This window comes from Acinetobacter sp. GXMZU3951, assembly GCF_054457875.1.
Window position 1 is genome coordinate 150,011 of sequence record NZ_JBTLFO010000003.1, and the last position, 16,874, is coordinate 166,884.

The following is a 16,874-nucleotide window of genomic DNA, read 5'->3' on the forward strand; positions in this document are numbered from 1 at the left end:
GATTTTTCATGGGTCCAGAACATTTAACGTGGCATATCCCTATTACACGTCAAGGTAGTCTAAAATACCTTCTGCTGCTTGGCGACCTTCCCAGATTGCAGTCACAACCAAGTCAGAACCACGCACCATATCACCACCTGCGAAGATTTTCGGATTCGACGTCTGGAATTTGTATTGTTGCTTTTCAGCTGCAACTACACGACCAGAACCATCTAAACCAATATTGGCACCCGTAAACCAGTCTGCTGGACTTGGACGGAAACCGAATGCAAGCAGTACCGCATCGGCTGGTAAAATTTCTTCAGAACCTGGAATTGGCTCAGGACTCCGGCGACCACGACTATCAGGCTCACCCATTTGTGTGGTTACGAATTTCACACCCGTCACTTTGCCATTTTCACCGACAATTTCAATTGGCTGACGGTTGAACAGGAACTTCACACCCTCTTCATAGGCATTTTTTACTTCACGTGCAGAACCTGGCATGTTGCTTTCATCACGACGGTAAGCACAAGTCACATCATGTGCGCCTTGACGTAATGAAGTACGGTTACAGTCCATCGCGGTATCACCACCACCAAGCACAATCACCTTCTTGCCATCAACACTGATATATTCGCTTGGATCTTTTTCCCAACCTTGGCAACGATTCACATTAGCAATCAAGAAATCTAAGGCATCATAAACACCCTCTAGATCTTCACCCGCAAACCCGCCTTTCATATAGGTATAGGTTCCCATACCCATAAATACCGCATCGTAGTCTGCAAGTAATTGCTCAATCGTCACATCTGTACCAATTTCGGTATTTAAACGGAATTCAATACCCATCCCCGTGAAAATTTCACGGCGACGTTTCATGACGTCTTTTTCCATTTTAAATTCAGGAATACCGAAGGTTAATAAGCCACCAATTTCTGGACGCTTATCAAATACCACAGGTTTCACCCCGCTACGTACCAGAATATCTGCACAGCCTAAACCAGCCGGGCCCGCACCGATAATCGCTACTTTTTTGTTGGTCCATTTCACATGTGACATGTCTGGACGCCAGCCAAGTGCGAATGCCGTGTCATTAATATACTTTTCAGCATTACCAATGGTCACTGCACCAAAACCATCATTCAGGGTACACGCCCCTTCACACAATCGGTCTTGTGGACAAACGCGACCACACACTTCAGGTAAAGTATTGGTTTGATGGCAAAGTTCAGCCGCTTGAAAAATACGACCTTCCGCAATCAGTTTTAACCAGTTTGGAATGTAGTTGTGAACTGGACATTTCCATTCGCAATACGGGTTACCACAACCTAAACAACGGTGGGTCTGATTGGCAGCCACTTCCGCAGTAAATGGTTTATAAATTTCCACAAACTCTGCTTTGCGGACAGTAATATCTTTTTTCTCTGGATCTTGACGTGCGACATCCAGGAATTGAAAGTCATTATTTAGGCGCTCTGCCATGTCTCTCTCCGTGGGTAGATGCAGTCATTTTTATCTGCTGCACCTGCCTATATATCTGCAGTAGTGGAATTATTGTGGATCAGCTTTGGTCGTTTTCAAAAGCGTAAGCAAATTAGCAGCTTTTGGTTTTACAAGCCAGAATTTACGGCTGTAAAAATCGAACTCATTGCGGATCTTATACGCCCAAGCACTACCAGTTTCAGCAATATGCTCATCCAGAATACGTAATAAGAATTCTTGATGCTCTTCCATCGATTCTGTTGAGATACGGTTCAACTCGATTAGCTCATGGTTGTAGTAGTCGACAAAGTCATTATCTAAGTCAAGCACATAAGCAAAACCACCGGTCATCCCTGCACCAAAGTTGTGACCGACTTTACCCAGTACCGTCACAATACCACCTGTCATGTATTCACAACAGTGATCGCCCGCACCTTCAATCACAGCAAAGGCACCCGAGTTACGTACCGCAAAACGCTCGCCTGCCGTACCTGCAGCAAACAACTTACCGCCTGTCGCGCCATATAGACAAGTGTTACCAATAATCGCTGTTTCTTGGGTTTGGAATGGTGAACCTTGTGGTGGGAAGATCGATACACGACCACCTGCCATACCTTTACCGACATAGTCGTTCGCATCACCTTCAAGTTTGATGTGCAAACCACCTGCGTTCCAAACACCCAATGACTGACCCGCAGTCCCTTTCAGGTTCATCACGACAGGATGCGCTTCCATATCCAGATTGCCGTAACGACGTGCAATTTCACCTGAGATACGCGCACCAATTGAACGGTCACAGTTTCCGACTGTGAAGCTATATTCACCGCCTGTACCAGCTTCAATTGCTGGCAACATTTCTGTCACCATTTGCTCTGCCAATAAGCCTTTGTCGAATGGTGCATTGCCTTCAACTTGGCAATATTGCGCCTTACCTTCAGCCGCAGGATGCGATTCAAGCAACGCACTGAGGTCTAAGTGAGCATGCTTGTCTGTTTCACCTGGTAAAACTTCCAGCAAGTCAGTACGACCAATCAAATCTTTCAGGCTTGCAACACCAAGAGCCGCCAACCATTCACGTGTTTCTTCCGCAATAAAGTGGAAGAAGTTGATCAACATTTCAGGTTCACCAATGTAGTGTTCCTGACGTAAATGATCTTGTTGAGTCGCAACACCGGTCGCACAGTTGTTCAAGTGGCAGATACGCAGGTATTTACAACCTAAAGCAATCATTGGCGTAGAACCAAAACCAAAGCTTTCTGCACCTAAAATAGCCGCTTTAACAACATCAAGACCTGTTTTTAAACCACCATCGGTTTGTACGCGAACTTTACCACGCAGATCATTCACACGCAGCGCTTGATGCGCTTCAGAAAGACCCAACTCCCATGGTGAACCCGCATGGTGAATTGATGAAAGTGGAGATGCAGCTGTACCACCGTCATAACCTGAAATGGTAATGAAATCGGCATAAGCTTTGGCCACACCTGCGGCAATTGTTCCGACACCTGGTTCAGACACCAATTTCACCGAAACCATCGCTTTTGGATTAACTTGCTTCAAGTCAAAGATCAATTGCGATAAATCTTCAATCGAATAAATATCATGGTGTGGCGGTGGAGAAATGAGAGTTACCCCTGGCACTGAGTAACGTAAACGCGCAATTAAGCCATTCACTTTACCACCTGGCAACTGACCACCTTCACCTGGTTTCGCACCTTGCGCGACTTTAATCTGCAAGACTTCAGCAGAGGTTAAGTAAGCAGGGGTCACACCGAAACGGCCTGATGCAATCTGTTTGATTTTCGAGTTACGAATTGTGCCGTAACGCGCAGGATCTTCACCACCCTCACCTGAGTTCGAACGACCACCAATGGTGTTCATGGCAATCGCAATCGCTTCATGCGCTTCAGGAGACAATGCACCTAAAGACATCCCCGCAGAGTCAAAGCGTGGCAAGATTGCTTCTACCGACTCAACTTGATCTAAGGCAATTGAGTTATCGGTTTTTAACTTAAATAAGTCACGAATCGTTGCGATAGGGCGCTCATTCACCAGTTCCGCATATTCTTTAAAGTCTGCGTAGTTACCTGAACGCACAGCTTTATGTAAAGCGTTGATCACGTCAGGGTTAAACGCATGGTATTCCTTATCGAATACGAATTTTAGCAAGCCACCTTGATCGATTGGCTTACGTGATTTCCACGCAGTATCTGCCAATTTTTTCTGATCATTTTCTAGGTCAACAAAGGTTGCCCCTTTAATACGGCTTGGTACACCAGTGAAGCATTTGCCCACGACTTCTTCAGACAAGCCTACCGCTTCAAACAGCTGGCCGCCACGGTAAGAAGCAACCGTTGAAATCCCCATCTTCGAGAGCACTTTCAACAAGCCTTTTTCAATCCCTTTACGGAAGTTGGCTTGTGCATGGATTGGATCACCCAACAACTCGCCTTTAGCAACCAAATCATTGATCACGTCATAAGCTAAGTATGGATAAATCGCTGTGGCACCAAAACCGAGAATCACGGCAAATTGATGTGGATCACGAGCAAAACCGGTTTCCACAATAATGTTGGCATCGGTACGTAAACCCACATTAATCAAATGGTGATGTACAGCACCAGTTGCCATCACGGCATTGGCAGGTAAATAGCCTTCACGGATTTTCTTGTCCGAAAGTAATAACAAAGTTTTGCCATCGCGAATTGCTTGTGCAGATTCTTCACAAATACGTGCGATGGCTGCTTCCAAGCCTTCACTTTCAGTGTAGTTTAAATCGATATCCGCAATTTCATAACCCGCACGACCTAAAGTACGGATTTGATGCATTTTAGAGTTCGATAGTACAGGGCTTGAAATAATCAAACGATCCGCATGTTCAGGGCTTTGCTCAAATACATTTTGCTCACGACCCAAACAAGTTTCCAACGACATCACGATTGATTCACGCAATGGGTCGATTGGCGGATTGGTCACCTGTGCAAACTGTTGGCGGAAGTAGTCCGATACATGACGGACTTGACGTGACAAGACTGCCATCGGGGTATCATCACCCATTGAACCGACTGCTTCCTGACCGCTTTCCGCGATTGGGCGCAACAATTGATCACGTTCTTCAAAAGTTACCATGAACATTTTTTGTGCCGCTTTTAAGGCATCGCCTTTTAAGCCTTGATCACACAAATATTCTTCGAGCTCTGGGCTACCTTGTAAGCGAATCGAGTTTTCACGTAACCATTCACGGTATGGACGCATTTTTTTCAAATGATTGCTGACATCTTTAGTGTCCAGCAATTTACCGGTAAAGGTATCGACTACAAGAATTTGTCCAGGACCAACACGACCTTTCGAAATCACATCTTCAGGTTGATAGTCCCATACGCCAATTTCAGACGCTAAAGTGATATAGCCATTTTTAGTGATGACCCAGCGCGCTGGACGTAAACCATTACGGTCTAACATACAGATTGCATGACGCCCATCCTGAATCACTAGACCAGCAGGACCATCCCACGCTTCCATGTGCTTCGAGTTAAACTCATAGAATGCGCGTAAGTCGGCATCTAAAGTTTCAACGTTTTGCCAAGCAGGTGGAACCAACATACGTAGCGCACGGAATAAATCCATACCACCACCCACCAGAATTTCCAGCATGTTATCCAAGCTCGAAGAGTCTGAACCAGTTCGGTTTACGATTGGTTTCAGCTCAGTTAAACCTGGTAATAATGGGTTTTCAAACTTCGGGGTACGCGCCATTGCCCAGTTACGGTTTGCAGTAATGGTATTGATTTCACCATTGTGTGCAAGATAACGGAAAGGCTGCGCCAACGGCCAACGCGGTAAAGTATTGGTCGAGAAACGCTGATGGAACACAACAATGTGCGAAGCCAAACGCTCATCAGCTAAGTCAGTATAGAAGTCTGCAATTGCAGCAGGCATCATCAAACCTTTATAGCTGATAACCGTAGAACACAGCGTTGTTACATAGAAAGATGGATCATTTTTGAGCTGTTGTTCCGCACGACGACGCGCCAAGAATAACTTACGGTTAAATTCAACCTCAGTTACCCCCATTGGACAATTCACAATAATTTGTTCAAAGGCAGGCAAAGATTGCATCGCAATTTCACCCAATGCCGCATTATTGGTTGGCACGACACGCCATGCCAGAACACGTAAGCCTTCTTCTTCGATTTCTTTACTTAGAATTTGTTTTGAATGTGCTGCAATGGCTGGGTCTAAGTTAAGAAAAACCGTCCCAACTGCAAAAATTTCACTTAGAGTAATATCGCTCAGTTTCTTGGCTTCTTCGCGGAAGAATTGTTTTGGCATTGCCAACAATAAACCACATCCATCCCCTGTCTTACCATCGGCGGCAATCCCACCACGGTGGGTCATACAGCTCAAGCTATGAATAGCGGTCTTGACCAGATCATGACTTTCGTCCCCTTGCATATGTGCAATAAGGCCGAAACCACAGTTATCTTTAAACTCATCCGGTTGGTATAAACCTTGAGCGGGAGCTACAGTATTAGGCGATGGCATGTGCATAGCGTACCCTTCTTTCTACTTGGCCCTGAATCGGGCGCTGACTATCGAACTTCTTTGCGACTTAGTCTAACTTTCTCACACTAAGATCAATTTAATGCAATGTCTTTGCATGTTCATGTCAAAGATAGACTGTATTTATCTTTTGTACATGACCGAAATGCAAGAAACTATTGCCACTTTTGCGCACTGTTTTAAAGCAGGCAATCTTGATGTTTTCGCACACTCTTTGAATCTTTTCGCGCCAAAATAGTGACATCAACTCAAATCATGCACCATTTAAGCAAAAAATATGCCAACTTAATGACCAATCAACAAATTCCTTTAAATACAGAAATATCAAGAGATAGAACGAATTTCTTGCATTTTAAGTTTTAATTATATTGCACCATTTTTGAGCATTTATTTATTTATATAACACAGCATGCGCCATTTTAGAACGATTAATTAAATGGATCTGCAATTTCTTGGCGCACGGATGAGGAATCCCCAGTATTTGAAGCGGTTGATTTTGTTCCACTATCAACATGGGACTGAGATTTTTGTACATCAATCACATTACCGGCTGCATCTCTACGAGTAACCGTGGTGCTGGTCGTGGCATTTCCAGCTTGCACCGTTGTACTAGTGGAATTATTGGCTTTTTGTTGAATACGATTGATTATGGCTTCATCGACTTTGGGTACAGCTGCTGCTCTCAAACGCACTTCATACAACTGAGTAGCACCCAGCATCTCTTCCATACCCATATCGCTCACTTGTGCCTGATAGTCACCCAATGTAACGACTTCAGGCTGCACCGAGGCAGGCAGTTTTAAATCCAATTGCTCGAATGCCTGTTTAGCTTCATTTTCACTGCCATATATGCCATAGAACAGCACATAGCGTTCTGGCTGCTGCTCACCACTGAGACGAATGTAAAAGTAATTTTTTCGATTAGCTTGTTTGTTCAAAAAGCTCTTTACAATATCTTCATCTGTTGTGCTAAAGAGCTGAATAGATGACTTATTTTTCTGCTCTAGAATAAATTTTGTACCACGAAATTCATTGCTATGATTGCCTGTGGCCACCACCCTCGTGGTCAAAGCCAGTGGTCGCACTTCATTTTGTAGAGTCCCTAGATTAGTTGTAGCCGTCACGCGTGCGGGTTGTATCTGCAGTTCAGCATCAGACTCAACTGCTTTATTAACCTCAACCAATTCTTGACGGGTATCCGAGCCTGCCCAAAATACCAAGGCAATCAACAAACACAACACCCCACTCACCAGCCAGATATAACGCTGTGAATTTTGCCAATATTTGCGGAGTGTCGTCATTGCTTAACCTTCTATTTTAGCTTGATTGGCAATAATAGCCTGCTGCATGAGCTCCACATCAAATTCTTTAGTAATGATGGCTTGACCCAGCTGCTTTAACAGCACCAATCTTAATTGACCATTCAAGACTTTTTTATCGTGAGCCATATAACCCAAAAAGTCTTGTAATGGAATTTCTGGACAGACGATCGGAAGCCCCGCACGCTGAATGATTGCTCGGATTCGGTTCAAATCGGCTTCAGAAATCCAGCCCATACGCTGCGATAAATCTGCTGCCATCACCATACCCGTTGCGACCGCCTCACCATGCAACCATACACCATAACCCAAATAGGATTCTATTGCATGTCCAAAGGTATGTCCTAGATTCAGCAGGGCTCGCTCCCCTTGCTCTTTTTCATCATTCGCGACTATGCGGGCTTTATGTGCGCAAGAACGATAGACTGCCTCTGCGAGTAAATCTGGATCACGTGCGACCAAGCCATCCATCTTGGCTTCTAACCAAACCAGAAATTGCTCATCCCCCAATAAAGCATATTTAATCACCTCAGCCAAACCAGCTGATAATTCTCGATCTGGCAAGGTTTTCAATTGCGACATATCAGCCATCACCACCTGCGGCTGCTGAAATGCTCCAATCATATTTTTACCCAAAGGGTGATTAATTCCAGTTTTCCCCCCAACACTTGAATCCACTTGAGAAAGCAGCGTGGTCGGTACTTGAATAAAATACACTCCTCGCTGGAAACAAGCCGATGCAAATCCAGCCATATCTCCAATCACACCGCCCCCCAAAGCCAATACCGTACAGTCGCGATTAAACCCCGCCTCCAGCAAGGCATCAAAGATTAAATTCAAATGTTGAATATCTTTGTATTTTTCACCATCTGGCAACACACAGGTCGCCACTTTTTTACCCAAAGCCTGAATTGCCTGAACATAATGTTCTAAATATAACGGCTGGATGGTTGTATTGGTGACCACCATCACTTGCTGACCCAAAATATAGGGTGCCAACAAAGTTTGAGGATCTAAATCACTACCAATAAAAATAGGATAACGGCGTTCACCGAGTTCTACATGTAAAGTTTGCATGGCTTCAACTACTTAAATTCAACGGGTCGGTTGGGTCGTAATTATGTTCAAGATTCTGTGCGCTAAGTCTCGTGCAGCACCTTGATTGGTCTCGATAATATAATGTGCAACTTCACGATATAAAGGATCTCGGATTGCCAATAAATCGCGTAACTTTTGCTCGGGATTTTCTACTTGAAGAAGAGGACGATTTTTATCGCGGTAGGTGCGCTGAAGCTGAATTTCGACAGGAGTATAAAGATAAACAACGATACCGCGTTGTTTTAAAAATTCGCGATTCGGTGCTTGAGTCACTGCTCCGCCACCAGTAGCCAATACCAAATGAGGACGAGCTGTTAGCTCGTCGATCACAACAGTTTCACGCGTACGAAAGCCCGTTTCACCTTCTTTCTCAAAAATCCACGGAATAGTCGCCCCTGTTTTTCGCTCAATCTCATGATCACTATCAATAAATTCACGACCTAACAATTCAGCCAAATGCCGTCCAACTGTTGTTTTTCCTGCCCCCATTGGCCCTACCAAATAGATATTTGGTAGGGAATTAAACTCTTTGCTTGGCAAGGAGTCACCTATTAATTTTGTTTAAATTGAAAATATATTAATGATTTCTTGAAACACTGTCATTAACAATTCGCGGTGTCACAAAAATCAATAGCTCTTGCTTATCATCCGACTTGGTATCTTTTCTAAACAACCAACCAATATATGGAATATCGCCTAGGAATGGCACCTTAGTTTGGGAATTACTGGTCGTTTGCTCAAATACCCCACCCAAAATCACGGTTTCACCATTGTTGACCAACACATTGGTAGTAATCGTGTTTTTATTCAGGATTAATTCACCATTTGGAGCCTCACCTGCAATCGAGTCTTTAGCAATATCTAATTGCATTTGTACCTTACCATCTGGGGTAATGCTAGGGGTCACTTCAAGACTTAATAAAGCTTCTTTAAATGAAGTACTTGCTGTTGAACCCGCGGCCGAGTTAGTCGTGGTTTGATAAGGAACTTCCTGACCTGTCGCCACTTTCGCTTTTTGTTTATCTCCTGTCAGGACTTTTGGTGTAGAAATCACTTCACCATAACCATCCGCCTGTAATGCGGACAACTCAAGATCCAACATAAAATCAGATAGGCTGATTAAACTAAAGGCAATCTGGCCCGCTGGGTTGGTGACACCTAAATCCACATTGAGGTTATCTGGACGCTGAATGGTATATTTACCCTCATCATCTGGTGTTTTTAAATCCCAAAGGGTTTGATCACTACCACCGACTAGCAAATCATTATTACTATTAATACCCTGAGATAAAATGCCCCATTTCACCCCCATCTCTTTGGTGAAAGATGTGGATGCCCGCACAATTCGCGCCTCAACCATGACTTGTTGTACTTGTACATCCAATAAATCAATCATCTTACGAATTTGATCAATTTTCTGCGAAGTATCATTAATGATTAACATATTTGTACGTGGATCAATCGAAACCGTACCACGCGGACTTAACAGACTTCCTACACTATCGCCTAAAGGATCTATATTATTACTGGAATTTGAATTATTTGAAGTCGATGCATTCTTACCTTGCGTGATCATTTTCTCAATATCACTGGCTTTGGCATAGTTCAATTGAATATATTCTGTTTGCAGGGGAGCCAGTTTCACACTCTGTGCAATGGCTTTAGCTTCTTCCTCTTCCGCTTTAATCAACTCGGCCACAGGTGCAATCCAGATCACATTCCCATTACGGCGTTTATCTAGATTCTTGGTTTTCAGGATAATATCCAGAGCCTGATCCCATGGTACATCCTTTAAGCGCAAGGTAATGTTGCCTTGTACGGTGTCCGCTGCAACCATATTGATGCCAGTAAAGTCGGCCAACAATTGCAGGACACGACGCACTTCAATATCTTGGAAATCTAAAGAGATTTTCTTGCCCGTATAACTGTTTGCCGCATGTGGCTTCATTGGATTCTTATCAACAGGGCGTTTTAAGCTAATCGTAAGCTTATTTTCCGCCTGATAAGCCATATATTCATAGCTACCCGAGGATTGAATGTTGATTACCCCGTTATTGCCATCATTGTAAGCATCAACAGTAGAAACAGGGGTAGCAAAGTCATTCACATTTAAACGACGGGTTAAATGTGCTGGAATTTTTGTCCCCAGCATACGCACTACAATTTTACTACCTTGCTGCTGCACATCCGCCGGGGTGTTACTGCCCAATAAATCAATCACGACTTGACCTTCACCTTCAGCACCACGCTGAAAGCCAATATTAGATACACCTTGTGCAGGTGCTTTCATACTGGTGGCAACTGGTGTGGCATAACTATTATCTGTCGAATTAATTTTCAGAATAAATGTATTGCCTTCTACACGTGTCGTAAATGCACCAGCATCTGCTAGATTAACTGTTAAGCGAGAACGCTGTGCATCGGAAGCCACATCGATGGAACTGGCTTCTTTCGTTGCAACGGCAATATTACTTTGCTTTAAAGTCTGCTGTGCTTTATCGAAATCTAAAATGAGGCGTGATGGTTGTTCTAATTGATAGGCTTGTGGTTGTGGTGGAATACCATTAAACATCACACGAATTTCAGTGCCTTGCCCTGGAATTTGCATGGGTACAACATTGGTAATACTCACCTGTGCACTGGCAGCTTGCATCACTGCCATTGCGACTGCACCCATAGAAAACTGACGGAAAATATGATTCATTGTATTACCATCCCCAAATATAAAATCTTGAATACTGTTTTTCATTTTTATTCCTTTACGTTAAGGTGCGGGACCAATTAAGACCATACTCCGCGGACGCTCAACATATCCTTCTCTACCATCTGGAATAATTTCAATCAGGTCAATCTGTGTCGGCGTAATTTTGACAATACGCCCTTGATTCATCCCCATAAAGCTACCGACCTGTACACGCTCGATTTCACCATCTGGTGTTTGAATCAACGCCAAAATTTGTCCAGATTGGCTACGCATACTACCCTTCATATTTAAGGATTCTAGCGCATAACTTTCCAATGGCTGAGGCTGGCGGGCAAAGTTTGGATACACTCGTTTACCCGCCATAATTTTTAATTCTGCCGCCAATGAGCTTGGCATAAATGGGCTTTTTAATTGATGCGCCGAATAATTAAAGGTTGGTACTGGTGGAAAAACTGGTGCAGGCTCAATCGGTAATGGCTGTTGACTACGAATGTTGACCATTTCCATATTCACAGCATCAATACGCGAGTCACACCCAACCAAGACCAGTCCCAACATCAAAGCTAATGTGATTTTTTCAAATTTCATTACTTCGCTCCTCCTTGTGGAGTGGCTTGAGCAGGTGAATTGTTCGCATTGCCATTCGCTGCTGCATTTTGACGTTCTTCATTCCCGATGTAACGATAAGTACGTGCCTTCGCCACATAAGTGACTTGCGGGATTTCAGACTTCTTGTCATTACTGATTGAAGAAGTGATGTCAAAGTCATGCAATGTCACAATGCGAGGTAAAGCCGCAATACCACTAACAAAAGAACCAAATGCGTGATAATCGCCGGTGGCCTCAATACTAATCGGCTGTTCGATAAAGAACTCTTGTCTCACTTCAGGTTCTAGACGGATATTTTTAAATTTCAATCCAGAGTTCACACCCGTCACGTTAATATCTTCAACCAGACCAGGAATTTCTGTTTCTTTCGGCAATTGTTCTAATTGTTGATTGAAGTTGGCTTCCATCTCTTGTAATTGCGCTTGATACTGCTGCAAATTACGCAGTTTTGAATCTTTCTCACGGAATTCATTCAATAAATTCTGTTCTTGTGCATGTGCACTCGAAATCGCATCCAACTTCGGCTTAATCACCAGAAAGTAGCCAACCGCACAAATCAAAAACACAATGAAAATCCAACACGTGATTTTGACTGACAGCGGCCAACTGCCATAATTATTTGGATCTAAAGTATTAAATTGTTGGAAAAACTTATCCACTGTCATTTTTTTCTTTGGTTTAACAACAGCTTCTTGATTTAATTCATCAAATTCATCACGACTCATTGTGCTGCCCCCGCTGTTGAACTGGCTACTGCATTAGCGTCAGTTGCGACTGGCTCTGAAGTTGGCATCGCAATTTCATCTAGATCAGCTGTAACCACAAAAGTTCCATAACTGTCTTCAACTCGAGGAATGACTGAGCTCGGAGCTTTATTTTTATTTTCTTCTGCTGCCAAGAATGAATTCATAAAGGCATTACGATACCAAGCCGAAGCCTCTAAATTACGCAAGAATTCCGCCACAGCATTTGGACTTTCTGCCTTACCTTCAATGGTAAATTTATCCCCAACCCGTGAAAATTTAGTGATGTAGACATTGGCAGGCACAACCCGTGCCATCTCATCAATCAAACGTACAGCAATTGGACGCTGGCTTTGCAAGCCCTGAATTAATTTCATCCGTTCCACAATTGCATTACGCTGCTCTTGTAAACCTTCTAACGATTTAAGTTGTACATCCAAATTTTGGTTGGTACTGGTAATCAGTTGATTGGCTTGCTCTTGATCTTCAAGTTTATAGTTGTAATAGAACCACGCCATGACAACCAACAACACCCCAATTAAAGCCGCCCCAATACAAATAACAATGAATTCTTTTTTCCGTTTCTCTCTTAGCTCATCGCGCCAAGGGAGCAGGTTAATTTTTGCCATTAATCAAAACTCCTCAATGCCAGACCACACGCCACCAAGAGAGAGGAAGCATCATTTTCAATTTTTTTAATATCAATTTTTGGAGAAAAGCCCATTTGTAAGAATGGATTTGCAATCGTGACACGATAGCCAAGTTTTTGTTGTAACAACTTGGCCAAACCCGGAATATTGGCATTCCCTCCTGCCAACAAAATATGATCGATTTCATTAAATTGTGAAGAGGAAAAAAAGAACTGCAATGAACGAGCAGCTTGCTGCACCACAGCATCAAGGAACGGCTCTAAAACTTCTACATCGTAATCATCTGGCAAGGTACGACTTTTTTTCGCACGCCCTGCTTCCTCAAAAGATAGACCATATCGGTTCTGAATTTCTTGAGTCAGCTGTTTACCCCCAAAAACTTGTTCACGAGTGTAGATAATTTTGTCATTTTGCATCACAGACAAGGTAGTCATGGTATGCCCGATGTCCAACACGCCAACAGTATTCACCCCCATTGGCATCGTATCCGAGAAGACCTTATAGACATTTTCCAAAGCAAAACTTTCAACATCGGCAATTTTTGGCGTTAGGCCTGCCAGCTCCAGAACTTCTGAACGCGCTTCGACATTTTCTAGACGTGTTGCCACCAGGAGTACATTGACACGATTCGGGTTAGCCAAACGATCTGGCAAAACCTCAAAATCAAGACTCACTTCATCTAAAGGGAACGGAATATATTGCTCAGCATCCATACGGATCTGAACTTCACGTTCATCATCCGTCATATCCGCATCCATTTCGATAATCTTACTAATTACCATGGACGTCGGAATGGCGATTGCTGCTGCATGTGATTGAACATTTGCTAAATTTAAAGCGCGTCCCAAAGCATCCCCAATAGCTTCCGGATTCAAAATGTTTTTTTCAACAACACTGCCTTCCGGTAGCGGAACCAAAGCATAGCTTTCGACCCAATAACGACCGTTCTTTACTGACAGCTCTAACAACTTAACAGAAGTGGAACTAATATCTACCCCTATTAACCCCTTATTTGGCTTACGATATAACCTGAGCACAATACTATTCCTATTATTTTTTTATCCCCAATAGAAGTAACCAACCAATTGACTGCGGTCTATAATTTTAATACGGATACAATAACTCATTAACAATCCGTATCTGTAAAAGGCTATACTGACCACCAATTAGTTTGCCATTAGCTCCTATTAAAACTTACTTGTTATGAAAAAGCTATCTTGTTCAGGCCGTGTTCATCCATTTTTTTTGATCATAATTATAGTTTTGGTCGCAATTCCTATGGGGTTTTATGGCATGTATCTCTATATTGCCCCGTCTTTGCCTGAAATGAGCATTTTAAAAAAAGCACCTTTACTAAAACCATTACAAGTTTATAGTGCCGATCAACAACTGATTGCGGAATACGGTGGCAAACTTTCCGTGCCAGTTGAATATGATCAAATCCCCCGAACCTTTATTCATGCCTTTTTGGCCGCAGAAGATTCTGCCTTTTTTGAACACAGCGGTATTAGCTTTAAAGGCCTGGGGCGTGCCGTAAGCGAGAGCATTACCGGATCAAATGTACAGACCGGTGGTTCGACCATTACCATGCAAGTGGCGAAAAACTATTATCTCAGTCCTGAACGTACCTTAAAGCGCAAACTCACCGAAGTCTTCTTGGCTCGAAAGATTGAACAAAATCTCTCTAAAGAAGAAATCCTCACTTTGTACGTCAATAAGATCTTTTTGGGTAAAAATGCCTACGGCATCGCGGCGGCGGCCAAGATTTACTACAACAAGAATCTAGAAGATTTAAGCATTGCCCAAATGGCAATGATTGCCGGACTTCCCAAAGCACCATCCAAATATAATCCGGTTGCCAATCCTGAACGTGCTTTGGAACGCCGCAACTGGATTTTAGGTCGCATGCTACAACTGGGCTATATCAATCAAGAACAATATCAGAATGCGATTGCCGAACCGATTAATCTTGACATGCCCGACCGCGGAGTGAGCAACCAGTTTCCCTATGTCGGGGAAATGGTTCGCGCTGAATTGGTCAGTAAGTTTGGAGATCAAGCCGTTGATTCTGGCTACAAGGTCTATACCACCATCAATAGTCAACGACAGTATTTTGCCGAGCAGTCTGTGCAAGAGGGCTTAGAAGCCTATGATCGCCGCCATGGTTGGCGGGGTGCCGAAGCGCATGATAAAGATTTAAAACAATTTATGGCTTATGCCAACACCTATCCCGCCAAAGTCAGCAAAGTCAACGCCACTTCATTTGAAGCGTTCATGCAAGATGGTTCCAGTGTAACGGTTCCGTGGTCAGGCATGTCTTGGGCACGCCCCTATCGGAATGCCAATAGTGTTGGTCCCTCTCCCAGTAGAGCCTCACAGATTGTCAAGGTTAAAGATATTGTTCGCCTAAGACCCAATGCTGACAAAACTTCATGGTCTTTAGTCCAAGTGCCGAAAGTTCAGGGGCAACTGATTGCCATTAACCCCAACAATGGCGCCATTGAAGCCATTGTGGGGGGATACAATTTTTACCAATCCAAATTTAACCGAGCACTGCAGGGCTGGCGTCAACCGGGTTCAACCATTAAACCCTTTGTCTATGCACTGGCTTTAGAACGCGGCATGACGCCCTTTACCATGGTCAATGACAGCCCGATTACCATTGGCAAATGGACTCCCCGCAACTCTGATGGTCGCTATCTAGGCATGATTCCGTTACGTCGGGCCTTATATTTATCGCGCAACACAGTCTCGGTACGTTTATTACAGGCTGTTGGTATTGAACGTACCCGCCAATTATTTATGGATTTTGGTCTACAAGAGGATCAAATTCCACATAACTACACCATCGCACTGGGCACGCCACAAGTCTTGCCAATCCAAATGGCAACGGGTTATGCCACGTTTGCCAATGGTGGTTACCGGATTCAACCGCACTTTATTGATCGGATTGAAGATGCCTATGGCAAAGTCATTTACCAATCCAATCCAGAATATGCATGTATTGAATGTATTCATGAAAAAGAGCAACAATTCTCTGCCGCACCCGTAACGCCCGACGATGAAGTGATTGAAATCACCAATCAAACCACTGCCCCTAGCAAAGCTGAACCGAATGCAGAATATCGTCAAGCGCAACGCATTTTAAAATCGAGTTCAGCTTTTGACATGGCCAATATTCTTAAAGATGTGATCCAGCATGGTACTGGGCGTGCTGCTTTAAAAATTGGTCGTGATGATTTGGGCGGCAAAACGGGAACCACCAACGATGCCAAAGATGCTTGGTTTGCAGGCTTTAATGGCAAATTAGTAACAGTTGCTTGGGTTGGCTTTGACCAACCAACCACTTTAGGACGACGCGAATATGGTGGCATAGCGGCATTACCTATTTGGACCAATTTTATGGGCAATGCCCTTAAAGGCACACCTTCCTCTTGGGTGCATTTGGATAAAGATGCCAAAGCACCGACCCTGCATGATGAAACGCAATTTATTCAGGGGGAAACCAAGAAAGATTATCGTGCTTCACCACCACTGGCTCAGCCTTTGTATCGTCCGAAACCCGCGGCTCCTATGCGCGCACCTGAACGCGACTTTGAGGATTTACCTGACGATGACCAAACACTGCAACCAAGTCATCAAACCCCTCCAAGTATGCAACCAAATCCTGCAGCTAAAAAACCAGATGCTCTGGAACATTTAATTGATCAGGTGCAATAAGCGA

The 16,874-nt window shown here is 43.7% G+C and carries 11 protein-coding genes; 1 reads left to right on the forward strand and 10 read right to left on the reverse strand.

What is annotated here, in order from left to right; all coding sequences use genetic code 11:
* Positions 1-42: 42 nt before the first annotated feature.
* The 10 genes from ACX17N_RS06570 to ACX17N_RS06615 form a co-directional block, all read right to left on the reverse strand.
* Positions 43-1,464, reverse strand: coding sequence for an FAD-dependent oxidoreductase (locus ACX17N_RS06570; RefSeq protein WP_458891745.1), 1,422 nt, complete (start codon positions 1,462-1,464; stop codon positions 43-45).
* A gap of 69 nt (positions 1,465-1,533) precedes the next feature.
* Positions 1,534-6,009 (reverse strand): glutamate synthase large subunit, encoded by a 4,476-nt coding sequence (gene gltB, locus ACX17N_RS06575; RefSeq protein WP_458891746.1) that lies wholly within the window; start codon positions 6,007-6,009, stop codon positions 1,534-1,536.
* 446 nt (positions 6,010-6,455) lie between these two features.
* Complete coding sequence (locus ACX17N_RS06580) at positions 6,456-7,328, reverse strand: hypothetical protein (protein WP_458891747.1); 873 nt, start codon at positions 7,326-7,328, stop codon at positions 6,456-6,458.
* 3 nt (positions 7,329-7,331) lie between these two features.
* A complete protein-coding gene (gene aroB / locus ACX17N_RS06585) occupies positions 7,332-8,423 on the reverse strand; it encodes a 3-dehydroquinate synthase (RefSeq protein ID WP_458891748.1) in 1,092 nt (363 codons plus the stop codon).
* An 18-nt stretch (positions 8,424-8,441) separates the two neighbouring features.
* Entirely contained in the window at positions 8,442-8,984 is a 543-nt protein-coding gene (gene aroK, locus ACX17N_RS06590; protein WP_458891749.1) for a shikimate kinase AroK, read from the reverse strand.
* Positions 8,985-9,021: 37 nt separating this feature from the next.
* Positions 9,022-11,148, reverse strand: coding sequence for a type IV pilus secretin PilQ (pilQ, locus tag ACX17N_RS06595; protein ID WP_458891965.1), 2,127 nt, complete (start codon positions 11,146-11,148; stop codon positions 9,022-9,024).
* A 60-nt stretch (positions 11,149-11,208) separates the two neighbouring features.
* The gene (locus ACX17N_RS06600; RefSeq protein WP_458891750.1) at positions 11,209-11,736 is read right to left on the reverse strand and encodes a pilus assembly protein PilP; all 528 of its coding nucleotides are present in this window, start codon (positions 11,734-11,736) and stop codon (positions 11,209-11,211) included.
* Entirely contained in the window at positions 11,736-12,482 is a 747-nt protein-coding gene (locus tag ACX17N_RS06605) for a type IV pilus inner membrane component PilO (RefSeq protein WP_458891751.1), read from the reverse strand. Before ACX17N_RS06605 ends, ACX17N_RS06600 begins: the two co-directional genes overlap by 1 nt.
* Positions 12,479-13,129, reverse strand: a complete 651-nt coding sequence (locus tag ACX17N_RS06610) for a PilN domain-containing protein (protein ID WP_458891752.1) — start codon at positions 13,127-13,129, stop codon at positions 12,479-12,481. Before ACX17N_RS06610 ends, ACX17N_RS06605 begins: the two co-directional genes overlap by 4 nt.
* On the reverse strand, positions 13,129-14,187 hold the full coding sequence (locus ACX17N_RS06615) for a pilus assembly protein PilM (RefSeq protein WP_458891753.1): 1,059 nt from the start codon (positions 14,185-14,187) through the stop codon (positions 13,129-13,131). The genes ACX17N_RS06610 and ACX17N_RS06615 overlap by 1 nt, the downstream gene beginning before the upstream one ends.
* Positions 14,188-14,353: 166 nt before the next feature.
* Between ACX17N_RS06615 and ponA the strand changes: the two genes are divergently transcribed.
* A complete protein-coding gene (gene ponA / locus ACX17N_RS06620; protein WP_458891754.1) occupies positions 14,354-16,870 on the forward strand; it encodes a penicillin-binding protein PBP1a in 2,517 nt (838 codons plus the stop codon).
* Positions 16,871-16,874: the final 4 nt, after the last annotated feature.

Coding starts and splice junctions, on each gene's coding strand:
- ACX17N_RS06570 (WP_458891745.1), bottom strand. CDS start 1,464: ATGGCAGAGCGCCTAAATAATGACTTTCAATTCCTGGATGTCGCACGT.
- gltB (WP_458891746.1), bottom strand. CDS start 6,009: ATGCCATCGCCTAATACTGTAGCTCCCGCTCAAGGTTTATACCAACCG.
- ACX17N_RS06580 (WP_458891747.1), bottom strand. CDS start 7,328: ATGACGACACTCCGCAAATATTGGCAAAATTCACAGCGTTATATCTGG.
- aroB (WP_458891748.1), bottom strand. CDS start 8,423: ATGCAAACTTTACATGTAGAACTCGGTGAACGCCGTTATCCTATTTTT.
- pilQ (WP_458891965.1), bottom strand. CDS start 11,148: ATGAATCATATTTTCCGTCAGTTTTCTATGGGTGCAGTCGCAATGGCA.
- ACX17N_RS06600 (WP_458891750.1), bottom strand. CDS start 11,736: ATGAAATTTGAAAAAATCACATTAGCTTTGATGTTGGGACTGGTCTTG.
- ACX17N_RS06605 (WP_458891751.1), bottom strand. CDS start 12,482: ATGAGTCGTGATGAATTTGATGAATTAAATCAAGAAGCTGTTGTTAAA.
- ACX17N_RS06610 (WP_458891752.1), bottom strand. CDS start 13,129: ATGGCAAAAATTAACCTGCTCCCTTGGCGCGATGAGCTAAGAGAGAAA.
- ponA (WP_458891754.1), top strand. CDS start 14,354: ATGAAAAAGCTATCTTGTTCAGGCCGTGTTCATCCATTTTTTTTGATC.